General features: G+C 51.2%; 13 protein-coding genes. 11 read left to right on the top strand and 2 right to left on the bottom strand.

The window, feature by feature from the left end:
• The first annotated feature begins 38 nt into the window (after positions 1-38).
• Genes DACE_RS00835 through DACE_RS00805 form a run of 7 tightly spaced genes read left to right on the top strand, consistent with a single transcriptional unit; the run spans position 39 to position 8,709 of the window.
• Positions 39-1,490, top strand: coding sequence for a hypothetical protein (locus tag DACE_RS00835; protein ID WP_005997548.1), 1,452 nt, complete (start codon positions 39-41; stop codon positions 1,488-1,490).
• Entirely contained in the window at positions 1,477-2,781 is a 1,305-nt protein-coding gene (locus tag DACE_RS00830; RefSeq protein ID WP_198912584.1) for a glycosyltransferase family 4 protein, read from the top strand. Before DACE_RS00835 ends, DACE_RS00830 begins: the two co-directional genes overlap by 14 nt.
• Before the next feature lies 1 nt (position 2,782).
• Positions 2,783-4,087: an O-antigen ligase family protein gene (locus DACE_RS00825; RefSeq protein ID WP_155808922.1), complete on the top strand. Its 1,305-nt coding sequence runs from the start codon at positions 2,783-2,785 to the stop codon at positions 4,085-4,087.
• Positions 4,077-5,216: a glycosyltransferase gene (locus DACE_RS00820; RefSeq protein ID WP_005997543.1), complete on the top strand. Its 1,140-nt coding sequence runs from the start codon at positions 4,077-4,079 to the stop codon at positions 5,214-5,216. Before DACE_RS00825 ends, DACE_RS00820 begins: the two co-directional genes overlap by 11 nt.
• Positions 5,217-5,239: 23 nt before the next feature.
• Positions 5,240-5,821, top strand: coding sequence for a tetratricopeptide repeat protein (locus tag DACE_RS00815; protein ID WP_162013574.1), 582 nt, complete (start codon positions 5,240-5,242; stop codon positions 5,819-5,821).
• 25 nt (positions 5,822-5,846) lie between these two features.
• Positions 5,847-7,106, top strand: coding sequence for a right-handed parallel beta-helix repeat-containing protein (locus DACE_RS00810; protein ID WP_005997541.1), 1,260 nt, complete (start codon positions 5,847-5,849; stop codon positions 7,104-7,106).
• A gap of 37 nt (positions 7,107-7,143) precedes the next feature.
• A complete protein-coding gene (locus DACE_RS00805) occupies positions 7,144-8,709 on the top strand; it encodes a right-handed parallel beta-helix repeat-containing protein (protein WP_005997540.1) in 1,566 nt (521 codons plus the stop codon).
• 70 nt (positions 8,710-8,779) lie between these two features.
• Here the strand turns inward: DACE_RS00805 and DACE_RS00800 are convergent, their stop codons facing one another.
• Together DACE_RS00800 and DACE_RS00795 are read right to left on the bottom strand one after the other, a co-directional pair.
• On the bottom strand, positions 8,780-9,856 hold the full coding sequence (locus tag DACE_RS00800) for a CapA family protein (protein WP_005997539.1): 1,077 nt from the start codon (positions 9,854-9,856) through the stop codon (positions 8,780-8,782).
• Positions 9,846-11,198 (bottom strand): VanZ family protein, encoded by a 1,353-nt coding sequence (locus tag DACE_RS00795; protein WP_005997537.1) that lies wholly within the window; start codon positions 11,196-11,198, stop codon positions 9,846-9,848. The genes DACE_RS00800 and DACE_RS00795 overlap by 11 nt, the downstream gene beginning before the upstream one ends.
• A gap of 207 nt (positions 11,199-11,405) precedes the next feature.
• Between DACE_RS00795 and DACE_RS00790 the strand changes: the two genes are divergently transcribed.
• From DACE_RS00790 to DACE_RS00775, 4 genes are read left to right on the top strand one after another with little or no spacing between them, the layout of a single operon-like run.
• Positions 11,406-12,239 (top strand): PEP-CTERM/exosortase system-associated acyltransferase, encoded by an 834-nt coding sequence (locus DACE_RS00790; RefSeq protein ID WP_005997536.1) that lies wholly within the window; start codon positions 11,406-11,408, stop codon positions 12,237-12,239.
• Positions 12,240-12,273: 34 nt separating this feature from the next.
• Positions 12,274-13,350: a non-hydrolyzing UDP-N-acetylglucosamine 2-epimerase gene (gene wecB / locus DACE_RS00785; protein WP_050769950.1), complete on the top strand. Its 1,077-nt coding sequence runs from the start codon at positions 12,274-12,276 to the stop codon at positions 13,348-13,350.
• Positions 13,350-14,210 carry an exosortase A gene (gene xrtA / locus DACE_RS00780; RefSeq protein ID WP_005997534.1) on the top strand — a complete coding sequence of 287 codons (861 nt, stop codon included), beginning with the start codon at positions 13,350-13,352 and terminating at the stop codon, positions 14,208-14,210. The genes wecB and xrtA overlap by 1 nt, the downstream gene beginning before the upstream one ends.
• Complete coding sequence (locus tag DACE_RS00775; protein WP_005997533.1) at positions 14,207-14,836, top strand: exosortase C-terminal domain/associated protein EpsI; 630 nt, start codon at positions 14,207-14,209, stop codon at positions 14,834-14,836. The genes xrtA and DACE_RS00775 overlap by 4 nt, the downstream gene beginning before the upstream one ends.
• Positions 14,837-14,856 lie beyond the last annotated feature (20 nt).

Below are 14,856 nucleotides of genomic sequence, written 5' to 3'. Positions count from 1 at the left end.
TTCAAATCTGTCTTTCCGGGAGTAAGGCCGTTTTTTGTATGAAGTTACAGTGTGAAAAGAAACAACACTGGCCCAAGTTGGCCTGGGTGTGTGTCGTTGAGCAGGGCAGCGAGACCGCCCGACTCTTTCACGGTCCCATGGTTGAGATCTCAGACCTGTGGGCGGTTGAAGGGGTTTGGAACCGCTCTTTTGCCGATGGAGACTTTGATAAAACAGATCTCGTTTTTGGCTCCGGAGTGCGCGTGCGTCCCGAAGGGATCTATTTTGTTTCGTCAGCGACGGGGATGGATCGTCTGTGGTTTGCCCATGACGAAAGCCAGCTGTATGTCAGTAATACATTGCCCGGTTTGTTGAACATCGCAGGACTGTCTCTTCTGGATGACTATGCGTTTTACTCCGAAGACCTTGTTACGGTTCAGACCAAGGGATTGAACTCTCATGTTCCTTCAATTCCTTCCAGTGGCCCGGAGCTCCATGTCGTCTATTATGACAACCTTTTCTATGATGGCACTGCGCTGAAAAAAGTGAGCAAGCAAACCGACCTTCCTGATCTCAGCAACTATGGTGCGTATAAAACCTTTATGAGGCACGCGGCTGAGTTGATCGGGGAAAATGCCACATCAAAACAGCGCGCCTTTCCTGTTGAGATGCTTGTGGGGTTATCAACGGGCTATGATTCTGTGGCCACGGCTGTAGTTGCCAAATTCGCCGGTTGCCAAAAAGCATCGAGTATTGAAAATTCCAGCAGTTTCTGGCGTGGCTCAGACTCCGGTGAAAAAATTGCCCCCCATCTTGGGCTGGAGTGTCGTTTGTGTCGCCATGAGCCAAAACACTACCGGCATGAGGTCGCAGTCTGGGCGGGTGTCGGACGGCCCGGAGGGCGCAATCTGACTGTTCTGGATTTTCCTAAGCCGTTGTGCCTGTTTTTCAGTGGCGGCTATGGCGATGTGGTGTGGGATCGCAATGTTGATACTGTTCAGGAACTTAAGGGTGGTGTCAACGAGATGATGGGTGAATTTCGTTTGATTGAGGGCGTTTTTAACTGCGTTGTTCCCTGGTGGGGCATTCAACGTGTCAACCAGATCAAGGCTATTGGACGGATGGCAGAGATGGCTCCATGGACTCTGCACAATGATTATGACAGGCCTGTTGCGAGAAGACTGATTGAAGAAGCCGGCGTGCCACGCGGTTTGTTCGCCCAGCGAAAAAAGGATACTTCGTCAAATTCGCCCTTGTGGTGGCCAGCGACTGCTGCTGCCCGATCAAGCCTGAACCGTTATTTGCAAAAGAGTGCTGTGCCGGCATCAAGTCATCAAAAAGTCACCCTCTATTCCATGGCCTCTTTTGTGTTGAATCTGGCCTATAAAAATACCGTTAAAAGAATCGGTATCAAAAAATGGTGGCGGCCATGGCTGACGTTCCCAGGGCGAAAGCACCTTTTTGTCTGGGCCAACCATACGTTGAGAGATGAGTATTATGGTAAAGACTAGTCTGAAAATTCTTCACATCTCGGCACTGCCGGTTTGGTCGATGGAAGGTAAAGGTGGGATGCCCTCGCTGCGAGAGACTCTGAACGGCCATGTTGCCGGAGGGCATGAGCTCGAACTGGTGTTGCCGCGCTTTGATCCTTTTTCAGATGATGCCAAGCCACTGACCATTCCGGATGGCCAGCCGTTTTCTGTCTACTTTGCCCCGTGTCGCTGGTTGCCGTTGTTCAAAAAAGTGCGCTACGCGGCCCGTCGCCTGGGCAACAACGATTCTGTCCCCTATGTGCTGCGCTGGTTGTTGAATGTGTTCATGCTTCTGGCGTTGACGGTCAGCCTGACCTTGGCAGCGAGACGGGTACGTCATCATGGTTTTACGTCGCAACTGGTCTACGCCCACAATCAGTATGCTGCCCTGAGCGGTTTTCTGGTCAGCCGCTTATGGAAGGTTCCCAATGTGACCCGCTTGTACGGTACCTTTTTGGCTGATCTGATGAAGAAACCTCTGGTTTCGCTGCGTTACCCGACAGCAGCGGCCGGTTACCTGGTGCCTTCCGATCTGCTGATTTGCGCCAATGACGGTACCCGTGGCGATGAGGTGGCGCAGAAATTCGGCGTTTCCGGGCAGCGTTTTCGCTTCTGGCAAAATGGTGTTGAACCACCCTCCACTCCGCCGGATCTGTCGCGAAAGGAGCTGGTGGCCCGTTTTGCGGCGTTGAATCCAGACACTTCTTGGGCTCTGTCCTGTTCACGGTTGAGCTATTGGAAAAGGATTGATCGCATGTTGCAGGCGTTGGCTGTCTGCCGACGGCAGAACGTGGCCTGTCAGTTGATTGTGGCCGGTGACGGGCCGGAACGCGACAACCTCATAGCTCTGGCAAAAAAGCTGAATCTCGGCGATGCCGTGGTCTGGTTGGGGGCGGTGGCCCATGATGATATCTGGGCGCTGATGAATACGGCAGATGTTTTTCTGCTGACCAACGATGTGACCAATCGGTGTAATCCGCTTTATGAGGCGGCCTGGGCCGGTTTGCCGGTTGTCTCTGTTAGCGATTTTTCGACGGCGGATCTGTTGAAACATCGTCACAATGCGCTGTTGTCTGAGGCGGATGATGCGGAAACACTGGGGGCGCACCTTGTTGAGTTATGCCAGGATGACGCATTGAGACACCAGCTCAGTATGGCTCAAAAAGAGCTGTCAAAAACATTTTGGAGCTGGGAAGAACGGATGCGTGTTGAAGTTGCCGAGCTGGAAACTCTGGTTCACGCATCTTTTGACGACGGACAGAGGGGTTAACGTGTCGAGTCGAGGACTACTCTTTATCAGTGTCTTTACCTTTTGCGTGTTGGGTGCCCTGGCTTTGCCCCAGTTGGGAATCTATGGCTACCTGGCGGATTATTGCCTCAATCCGGCGGATCAGTGGTGGGGGCGGCCTTTTGCGCAAATGGGGATCCGTTTCTCATTCACCTTGGCTCTGGCCACCATGGCAGGAATCTTTTTGCAGCGTAAGAAATTGCGTTTTGGTGAAAAGCTGATTGAGAAGCAAGAGTGGTTGATGGTGCTGTTTCTGCTGGTTGTCTGGGGGCTCTACTTTTTCGCACCGCAAACGGTTGGTCGCTATGGCAGCACCGATCATCCTGCCATCAAGTTGGCAAAAATCTTTATTTTCACCCTGATGATGACCCATGTCATTACGGACCTCAACAAACTCAAAGGTCTTTTCGCGGTGCTGTCCTCGGCGGCGTTTCTCTTGGGGATTAAGGCCTGGAGTGTTCCTTACAGTGCGTTCTCCCGCGGACGCCTTGAAGGGATTGGCGGAGCGGATTTCTCCGAGGCCAACTTTTTTGCTGCGTTTATGGCTGCGATGCTGCCGTTGATTGGCATCATGTTTTTGCGCAGTCGCTGGCCCGGAAAACTCTATTACGCTGCGTGCGGTGCATTTACGGCCAATGCGGTGGTGTTGTGTCGCAGTCGCGGCGCGTTTCTCGGTCTGGTGATGGGAGCGGTTGCCGCGTTTATTTTTGCTCCAAAAAAGTACCGCAAACATATCGTCATCCTCTGTATGGCTGGAATGGTTGGTGTTATCTATCTTTCAGATGATTTTTTCATTCAGCGCATCATGAGTATTTCAACGGATCAAAGCGAGATGGATGAGTCCTCTTCCAGTCGGATCCGTTTGTGGAAAGCCGGGCTGCGGATGGTGGCTTCTCACCCGTTGGGGATCGGGCCGGGCAACTGGTATCAGACCATTGGTCGCTATATCCCCGAATATGAGGGCAAGGATTCCCATAGCACCTATGTCAAATGTTTTGCCGAATTAGGAGTGATTGGTTTGGCGGTGTTTCTGCTGTTTCTGCTGCAGTCGAGTCTCAATTTACGCCATATTTATCTTCAGGTGCATAGTTTGCCTCCACCTGAAGAGGAGGAGTTTACCCAGCTCTATTTCGCCATTCTTGTGGCGTTGGTGATTTTTATGACCTGTGCGCTGACCATCACCATGATTTACACGGAAATTCTTTGGGTATTGCTGATGCTGCCTGTGTGCCTGAAACGGTCTCTGGACAACTATCTCCAGGATCAGGAGGAAACCGATGGTTTCTGATCTGCCCCGTGTGGCATTTGTCCTGACGGAACTGCGGCCCGGAGGTATGGAGCGGCTGGTGGTTCACCTTGCCACGGAGATGGCGGAGCGTCATATTCCTGTTTGTGTGATCTGTCTGCAGGATAAGGGCACACTGTCCCCGCTGTTGCGAGTGAAACATATTGAGGTGGTCGCTTTGGGAAGTCACAGCGGTAAAGATCTTAAAGCACTTTACCGCTTGAGGCGTGTGCTGAAACAATTCCGCCCGACGGTGATTCATGTGCACGATTATGCCAGCTTGCCTTATGCTGCCCTGGCAAATCTTTTTGCCGGGCGTTGCCCTTTGTTGTTTACCGCCCATGGTCTGCTGTATGAAGGCTTTGAGGGGCTGCAGGGGCGCCTGCGTTTTTTTTCCCGTTTTATCACAGCGCTTTCGGCAGTTTCAGAAAGTGTTGCAACGCGCCATCGCGACTATCTTGGTTGGACCAAAGATCTGAGGGTGATAGGCAATGGTGTCCCGCCGGTGCCTATTGACGGCACGCAGCGTCATCGTGTCCGTGAAGAATTGGGCTGCGATGATGCCACCTGTGTTTTTCTGGCCGTTGGTAACCCGCGTCCGGAAAAAGCTTTTGAAGATCTTTTGGATGCGGTTGCCTTGTTAAACCACAAACAGCCGGGCCGATTTTTTGTCGCCATTGCCGGAACTCTTGGTGAAAACGCTTATTGCCAGGGGCTGTTGGATAAGCTGAAGCAACATGACCTGAGTCGCTGTTGCCGGTTTCTGGGTTTTCGTGAAGATACAGCGGCTCTTTATTCGGCGGCGGATTGTTTTGTGCTTTCCAGTCGTAGTGAAGGATTGCCGATGGTGATTCTCGAAGCCATGACAGCGGGGCTGCCGGTGATCAGTACCAATGTGGGTGGTATCTCTGATGCCGTGGGCAACCATGTGTTACTGGTTGCTGCGCAACAACCGCCGCAACTTGCCGAGGTCATGGAGCGCCTGATCGAACAACCACGATTGCAGGGACGTTTGGCCGAGAGTGGCCGTAAGCATGTCGCGGCCCATTTCAGCGTGACGCACATGGTTGATGAATATTTGAGCTGGTATAGACTAAATGCTGAGCGCTGTATTTTGAAGAAATGGATGTGATGATGCACTGTCGGATAAAAGGGATGATAACGGTTGTTGTTGTCGCATTGGCCGGAACTCTGTTGGCTGGTAACGTCTTGGCGCAAACCGGTACGGTGGAGCAGAATGTCAAAATACTGGTGGCCAAAGCGAACCAATGCCTGCGCCATGAATCACGAAAACATCTGGCGGTTGATTACATTAATCGGGCGGTCAAATTACAACCGCGCAATCTACAGCTTTATTACAAAAGAGCCTTCATTTATGGGCGATTGAAATATTATACGGAGGCGATTAAAAATCTCGATTTTATCGTCCGTAGTGACCCCCGTGCACTCAGGTTTCCTTCGGCGTTAAAGTATCGGGCGGAGTGTTATGCGGCGATTGGTGTCTATGGCAAAGCGGTTACGGACTATCGTACCCTTCTCAAGCACAGCAGCGAGTCGGGAAAAGTGTGGTTTTATTATGCGGAATTACTCTGGTTTCTCGGAGATCGCCAACAAGCTCTGAAGGCCATTGATAAAGGTCTAAAAGTTAAAACACATTGGCGAAGCAAACTGATTGCCTTAAGAAAAAACGTGATAGCCGGTCAGCGCGTGCAACTCCATACTCCTTTCAGCAATTAAATCGCACAAAGAAGGAGGCCTGATTTTGAAGCATTCAAAGATTGTTTCTTTGCTCACCTTTCTCCTGTTGGCTTTTTTGTCGTCGCCCTGTTGTTCTCATGTCTTTCAGGTCAGGGATGCCACGGAGCTCAAAGATGCTTTAACGAAGCTTGCTTCGGGAGATCAACTGCTTCTTTCTCCCGGTTTTTATCGTGGGATCTCTTTAAAGAATCTCCATGGCACCTCTCAGGCTCCTATTGTCATTCGGGGCAGTGATCCAAACCTGCCTCCTGTTTTCGAAGGCGGTCGCGAAGGACTGAAGTTGACGAGTTGTTCCTATCTCAAGTGTGGCAACCTGATATTTCGCGGCTTTGCCAGCAACGGAATCAATATTGATGATGGTGGTAAAAAGGCGCCATCACATCACATTATTTTGGAAAATATTCACGTTCTTGATACCGGCGGTAACGGAAACCAAGACGCGGTAAAGCTGTCCGGCGTGGCGGATTTCATTTTACGGAGCTGTCGCATCGAAGGTTGGGGTGGGTCTGGCGTGGATATGGTCGGCTGTCGTAACGGTTTGGTCGAAGCATGTGTGTTTTCCGGCAAGCAGGGCTTTCGTGGCGGTAACGCGATTCAGATTAAAGGCGGTTCGCATAATATTTTGGTGCAGAACAATCTGTTTCGTATGGCTGGTCTGCGTACCGTGCAGATTGGCGGGTTGACCGGCAAACAGTATTTCCGCCCTTTTGTCGGTGATTATGAAGCAAAACATGTGACTATTGCCGGAAATACCTTTATAGGCGGCGAATCCCAGCTCGCCTGGGTTACTGCGCAAGACAGCCATGTGCACCACAACCTGTTTTTTCGGCCGGAGAAATGGCTCGGTCGCATCCTGCAGGAAACCAAAGAGACTCAGTTCAAACCGTGTCAACGTGGTGTGTTTGAACGCAACGTGGTGGTTACGGACCAACGGGTCAAGGTGTTTTTTAATGTTGGTCGGGGCACAGATCCTGAAAGTTTTGTTTTTCGTGAAAACCTGTGGTTTCGTCCTGATGGGGACAATCGCCCCAACCTTCCTTCATTTGAAAAAGACGGTATTTATGATGTCGATCCGATGATTCTCGCTGACAACGATGGGGCGTTGCAGATCAACTCTGCTGACACGCATTTGAAGCAGGTTGGTCCCGATGCGTATCAATCCTGGGATGTGGGTGCGGACTTTTCTGATGTCTCTGTGCCGCTGGTGAGGGTTCCTGACGTAACGTATTCAACTCTGGACTGGATTGAAGCCTTGATCAAATGAGTTTCCGGCGGGCAGCAATTTTTTTAAGGGGGGCAGCATGGTTCTGCGTCACGTATCTCAGGTTTTGACCATTGCTTTTTTGCTGTTGCTGTTGCCGTGGGGCGCCGTTGCCGATGAGGCTATTTACTTTGTTGATCGCGACGGGGATGGTTACGGGGTCGGCGACATATTTGTCAACGGTCCGGATGCGGATGATCGGGACCCGCAAGTTAATAAGGCACAAAGCGCGTTGAAAAAATATGGCAGTTTGCGGGTGCTTTTGGCGGACAAAGGCTATTCCCCGGATCGGTTGCTGTTTGTTGCCCCTGATGGCAATGACGAAAGCGCCACAATAAACGCTGTTGAGTCACCGTTTGCCACGTGGGAGAAAGTTAAAACACGTCTTCAACCCGGTGATGCGGTCATTTTTAGAGCGGGTACCTACCATCAGCAGATTGAACTGAAAAATGTTTTTGGTGCAGTCCATAAGCCGATTCTTTTGCTGTCTTACCCTGGTGAGTCCGTTGTGTTCGACAATTGCGGCGCAGGCAGTAATGCGGCCTGTTTCAGTCTTAAAGGGGCACAGAGCATTATCATCGATGGTTTCATTTTTGACAATGAGACCAACGGCGGTGACGGTAATGCGATCTATCTCAATGGGACCAATCGCTATGACTGGAACTATGTGTACGATGTCACGATCCGTAATGTTCTGGCGCGCCATCTGAAAAGCGGTTTTCGCGGCATGGTCAATGTGCATAAGGTGTTGATTGAAAACTGCGTTGTTCACGATACCTTATCTCATGGCGTGTATCTGGGCACCTCAGATGATAACCAGGCAAACAGTGATCTGCGAATCCAGGATTCGTTGTTTTATCGCACGGCAAAAAAATATGATGGCCGGTTCTGTATTCAACACAATGGTCGCGTGAATGGATTGTTTATAGAACGTAATATTTGTCATTCCAATCTGACCGGTGGCGGGATCTCCCTGGTGAATGGTGTTTGTAACGCGTTGATTAAAAATAATCTTATTTTCAATAACGCCAAGCAGGGCATTGTGTTGTTCGGCTATAAAAGTAAATCTGGTTCCGGGGGGGATTTTGTCAATAACGAGATCATCAACAACACCATATGGGTGGGGCGTTACGATGTGTCCGGCAATGAAAAACCGCTCTATCATGCCGGCATCCTGCTCAATGATACAACGGGTAGGATGCGGATGCTTTACACGAATATTCGCAATAATGTTGTGGTCACGCAGGCGGGGAGTGCGGTGGCATTTCAGCAACCCGAAGCGCTTGATGTTTCGATTATGAAAAACAATATTGTGTATGGTGCCGGATTTGGTTCAGTTGTTACTGTCGGCCCGGAGAGGTTCAGCCTGTCAGAGGTTGAAAAAATAAACAGTCTCATGGCGGCCAACCGGTATGTGGACCCGGAATTCAACCACGCCTCAGTCCATGAGTATCATCATCCAGAACTGTTTAATTTTGAACTCCGGCCGGGTTCGCCTGCGATTGGTTTTTGCCCGCGCTTAGTCGAATTTGCCGTAACTGAGGATCTGACGGGGCAATCGCGCTCGGCAGAGAGACTCGATGCTGGCTGCTTTGAGGTTCACTAAAGGCAGTGAAGAGTGTCTGTCATTCTTGGAGAGGGTGGTGATGTTGTTCCTCTTTGTCGGCGGAGAACAGTTAGTTATTTAAAAAGAGCTTTACGGCCTTTTTAAAATGCTTTGGTCGAAGGCGGCGGATGGTGTCCCAACGCAACCGGGATTTGAACGGCAGAAGTTTGTGAACACGAAACACTTCTTTCGCATACCGTGCCGGAGTGATCCCCTGACGCAGATAATTATCAGCATGGTGCAGGCATTTTTCCCCCCAGCCACTTTCTTCTATACGAATCTGTGTCCCATCATCAAACACTGGAACCTGTTCAATTCGGGTAATTTTTTCCTGATCTAATTCAAACACAATGATTTGACTGGTACGCTCAAATTTGTCCCAGGTTAAGGAATCACCATCCTGCCAATAGACCGGATTTGAAAGGAAGTTCCCCAATGAGTAGGTAATGACGCCGTGGTGATAGGTTTCCGTGCCTTGGAGAACGTGGGGATGATGACCTGCCACTACGGAGGCTCCGGCATCGATAAATGCTCGGCCCTGCGCCACCTGATCCGGTGCCGGAAAACGGAAGCGCTCTTCGCCCCAGTGCGGGATGAAGACAACATGGTCGTGGCTGGTTTTGAGTTGCTGAATCTGGTCGCAGATGGCTCTGGTTTCCAGCGGGGCGACACCGGCACTGTCGTTGCCGGCAAAGGTTCCCATGCCGGTGGAAGTGGCCACAGCACCGATGAATGCAATGCGAACGCCGTTCATGGTGAGACTGACGGGAGCTTGTGCTGCGGTGAGGTTATTTCCGGCACCAAAGGCATGAATCCCCAGCTCGTTGAGTTTGTCAGATGTTTTACGAAAACCTTCATCAAGGGCATCAAAGGCATGGTTGTTGGCCAACGTGACCACGTTGATATGCGCCTGAATGAGTGAGTCGAATTGTTGGGCGGTTCCGAGCACCCGTGGTTCGGTGGCAACCTGTTGGTCGGCCGCCAGTGTGCTCTCCAGGTTGGCGACAACGAGGTCACAGTTGGCGAACAGGGTAGTGATTTGCGCAGACACTGATTCCAGGCCGCGACTGCCGTTCTGGGAGGCGTAAGGGGTGGTAAACAGCAGATCGCCGATGATTGCCAGACGAATTGAGGGGTTAGACGCCATGGGTCTCCTTTTCGGCAGGGGGAGCATCAAGAGGCAGCAGTGGGATACGCGTTGCCAGTATGCCGCCGATGATATAGCAGTAGATGTCGGTCATGGACGGTGTGCGCGAAGTCAGAAAGAGTTGTCCGCCTTCCTGAAGAAGGCCAATGGTGCCTGTCAGCAGCACAATGACCGGCAAGCGAAACCAGCGTTGATCAAGCGTGGCGAAGCGGAGCCGGTAGAAGTACACCAGGGTGGCTGAGAGGAGGATCGTCTGCAAAAACAGCCGAATATGATTCAGAGAGGCTCCCATTGCATAGTGGTAAAAAGGGAGGAACTCAACACCGCGAGGCAATTTATTGGTGAACAGTTGAGCATCGAATTGAAAATCAAACGGCAGCCAGCCCAAATACAGGATGTAGCCTGTGACTCCGATAAGACCCAGCGTCAGGCGAAGTTCACGGGATAAAGGTCGTCGCCACACGGTCAGTAGAATGACTGCCACAAAGATGCCGGTGTAGTTGGCCATCAGGTTACTCATGTTCATCACCCGTGAGGTGATGAACAGTTTTGCCACTTCGAGCATTGTGGCAAACAGGCCGCAGAACAGGGCTGCATTCACCCTTCCCGGTTTTGAATGGTTAGGCTTGGACCACTGGGCGACCAATAGAGTGAACACCAGATACAGCAGGATGTGTGTGACCAGCCACCAGTGCCACGGATGCTGGGAAAACCCTGCAATCGGGTTGAACTGTGAGGCTTTGATACTGCGCCAGACCTGGCGTATTAACAGCGTTGGCAGAAACGGAGCCAGAGCATCGGCGGCGATCAACGCAGCGAAAACCAGTGTGAGAAGATCCAGCGGGCTGTGTTTTTGCCGTTGATGCAATGTTGACAGAATCTGCTGCCACAACATCGGTCCCCAGCGGGCACCGACTACGGCACCAACAGCGCCACTGATGGTGTTCATGATGAAGTCGGTGATGCTCGCCGTGCGCGACAATAAGAAAATCTGACCCGTTTCGATCAGAAGACTGGTGAGACTGCAGAGCATCAGGGCGGCCAAGGCGGCACGCATCCTGTGGTGATGCTTCGTTGCCCAGTGGGTGGCCAAAAGGGCCCCTAGGGGAATGTAGAGAATCAGGTTGCTTAAAACGTCAGAGCCGCTGACCTGGGCATACGGATTTACCGGCCAAGCATGGAGCGCTTTGTTGATCACCCAGCGAATGTCGATTGAGGCACGAAAGTCATAGGGCATCAGGCTGGCGTAGACCAGCAGAAAAAAATAGACGCAAGCCAGAATGATCAACAGGCGGGAGCTGCAACAGCTATTCGTGGTTCTGGGCAGGCTTGACTTGTTCATAATTTAGCAGAATACGTAAGAATGATTTGTTCGGCAAACTTTTTGGACATTTGAATGAAATTCTCTTTAATATTTTTTGCGAGGTGTCCGTAAGCCTGCTATATTGATTTTAATATAAATCCCTTAAAATTAACTGTCTTCTGGCGCAGTCATCGTTGTCGAAGAGAGCTGATTTGTGAGCATTCAGAGAAAATTCAGGGGGGCGTCATGGCCACATCATTGAGTTTGAAAATGGCTCGTTTACGGGAAATGCTGCAATTACATAAACATTTTCATACCTATTTCAAGGTTATTCCCGCAGTGACCCCCGATCTTGTCCGGGAGGCGCAGCGGATTCGCCACTCCGTGTATTGTGAGGAGCTGGGCTGGGAACCCGTGAATGAAGAGGGCCTGGAGCAGGACAGCTATGATGAAAATGCTCTGCACTGTCTGTTGATGGCGGTGCGTTCACAGCGTTACATCGGCTGTGTTCGTCTTGTTTTACCGCAGGTCGGCCATCCGGATCATATCTTTCCGATTCAGGAATCCTGTCGTGACACCCTTTATGCCGGGTATCCGGATCTCGAAGCCTCGGAACGGGGCGAAACCGCAGAGGTCTCGCGACTGGCGATTGTTGCGGATTATCGGCGACGGAAAAATGAGCTCAGTAAGCCGATCTCCATTGATCTGCAGGAAGACGCTACGATTCAGGGACGTCGTCGTTTTCCGTATATCCCGGTGGGACTGTATATCGGCATGTTGGAGATGGCCTCATTTTACGGTATCAAGACCATGTATATGCTCACTGAGCCGCTATTGGCCACCCATTTCAGTCGTCTCGGCGGAAACCTGAAGCCCATTGGCGATGCCATCGAGCACCGTGGGCGCCGTCGGCCTTATGTCATGGAGGTTGAAGAGGTCCTTAAAAGCGCCAATCTGTTATTGCGTCCGCTGATCTGGACGATTCGTCGAGATGTAAACTCTGTGTTATCTGATAGTCTTTGTCCTTGGGAGATTGAGGAGCAGTTTAAGAAGAAATGGAGACATCGTGAAGCCACTTAAAATCATCAACGTGGTCGGTGCCCGACCTAACTTTATGAAGATGGCCCCGTTGATTGAGGCCATGAATCACTACCCTGATGCCATTCATCCCATTCTGGTCCATACCGGACAACATTATGATGAAAAAATGAGTCAGTCGTTTTTCGTCGATCTCGGCATGCCGCGACCGGATATTGATCTCGGTGTTGGCAGCGGCTCCCACGCCGAGCAGACCGCACGGATTATGGTGGCATTTGAAAAAGTCTGCCTGGATCATCAGCCGGATCTGGTGATTGTGGTTGGCGATGTCAATTCGACCATGGCCTGCACTATTACCGCCAAGAAACTCGGTATTCGCGTGGCGCATGTCGAAGCCGGTCTGCGGTCACGCGATATGTTGATGCCTGAAGAGATCAACCGGTTGTGCACCGATGTGTTGTGCGATTATCTTTTTACCACCGACTATATTGCCGACCGCAACCTGTTGGCTGAAGGGGTTGATGCCCAGAAGATCTTTTTTGTCGGCAATGTGATGATCGATACGCTGATGAAACATCGGCAGATGGCTTCACAGCTCGACCTGCGTGAGAAATTAGGTCTGACCCCGCAAGGCTATGCTACCTTGACACTACATCGTCCGGCTAATGTCGATGACCGCGATGCCCTCAAAGGCATTCTTGAAGCGGTCCACGAGATCTCGCAGACAATGCCGGTGATTTTCCCGATTCATCCGCGCACGAAAAAAATGGTCGAATCGTTTGGCCTCGAAGGGTTCTTCAATACGTCGGATACGGTGGCGGGGGTCTGGATCACCGAACCGCTTGGGTATCTGGAATTTCTTCATCTCAATATGGGCGCGCGTCTGGTTCTGACGGACAGCGGTGGCTTGCAGGAGGAAACCACGGTTCTCGGCGTGCCCTGCATTACCATGCGCCCCAATACCGAGCGGCCAATCACGTGTGAAGAGGGTACCAATACGCTGGTTGGTCATCACAAGGAGGCGATTCTCGCAGCAGCGCAGCGGATTCTTCATGGAGATACCGCCACCGGCCAGATACCGGAAAAATGGGACGGCCGAGCTGCTGAGCGGATTGTTGACGTTCTGTTGCGAGTTGAGAGTGGAGCGAACTGATGACGATGCCGAGTGCAGGGGAGACTTTCCAGCAGGATCTTTCCCGCTACCGTTGGCACTGGCTGGTTCTGGTCGCGTTAATCGCTCTGACCTACCGCAATGTCATTCCGGAAATGGTGGCGGACTGGAGCCATGACCCCAATTATTCTCATGGATTTTTGGTGCCTTTTATCTCCGGTTATTTTGTCTGGCAAAGTTGGCCTGAATTGAAATCCCTGCCGGTACGTCCGGCCATGACCGGGTTGTTTGTCAGTATTGCCGGTGTGGCATTGCTGGTTCTCGGTTTTGCCGGCACCGAATATTACTCTATGCGTGTATCCCTGGTGGTGGTATTGGCGGGAACCATTCTGTTCTGGTATGGCTGGCAGGTTTTCAGACTGCTGGCACTGCCGCTTGCTTTTCTGCTGTTTATGGTGCCGTTGCCGTACATTGTTTATGACGCCATGGCATTTCCATTAAAACTGCTGGTGGCTAAATTCTCTGTAATCAGTCTCAAGGCGATGGGCATAGTCGTGCTGCGTGAAGGTAATATCATCCGTTTTCCGCAGACGGTCCTTGAAGTGGCCGATGCCTGCAGTGGCTTACGTTCGCTGATGTCTCTGCTGGCACTTTCCGTGGCCTATGCCTTTATGACCCAAAAAGCTGTCATCAAGCGGACCATCATTATCCTTGCTGCGGTCCCCATTGCCATCGCCACCAATATGTTTCGCGTGATTGTTACCGGCGTTCTTGCCCAGCATTATGGTGCTGCTGCGGCGCAAGGATTTTTTCATGAATTTGCCGGGATGGCTGTTTTCGCTTTGGCCATGCTGCTGTTGTTCATGCTTGGTATGCTTTTACGACGTTGGGGGCGGTCATGAGCAAAGCGCGTTTTTATCTGATTTATCTTGTTTTGATCATGACGGCGGTTTTTGTCAGTGTTCATCGCGACGTTCATGTGCCGGTAGCCAAACCCCTGGATGAAATTCCGCTGCGCGTCGCCAGTTGGGCTCAGGTGGATGATGTCTATTTCAGTGAAGCCGTGCTTGACCAACTGCGACCAACGGATTATCTGTACCGCGTTTATGTCAACGAGGAGAAGCAACCGGTAACTTTGTATGTCGGCTACCATGGAGGTGGTCCGGACAGTGGGCCTATCCATTCGCCAAAGCATTGTCTGCCGGGTAGTGGCTGGCAGGCCGTGTCGGAGAAGAGCAGAGCGTTAAATATTGACGGCGATGATGTTCAACTGGTCGAAGCAGTTTATCAGCACGGCGACCGCCGCGAAATTTTCTGGTATTGGTATCAGGTCAGGGGGGAATCGCTGACCAATGAATACGCCTTGAAGTTTGCCGAAATTCTTAATTCGATCCGTTACCAGAGGCGTGATTCGGCATTTATTCGCATTTCTACGATTTTTCAAGAGGCTGACAGTGTCTCTTCATCTGCTGTCGAACAATTTGTGCGTGATTTCTATCCGAAGATCAAAGCCGTTTTGCCGCAATAGAGACATGCTGCATGGTAACA

This window comes from Desulfuromonas acetoxidans DSM 684, assembly GCF_000167355.1.
GTDB classification, from domain to species: Bacteria; Desulfobacterota; Desulfuromonadia; order Desulfuromonadales; family Desulfuromonadaceae; genus Desulfuromonas; species Desulfuromonas acetoxidans.
This window is presented reverse-complemented; position numbering and strand designations above follow the sequence as displayed.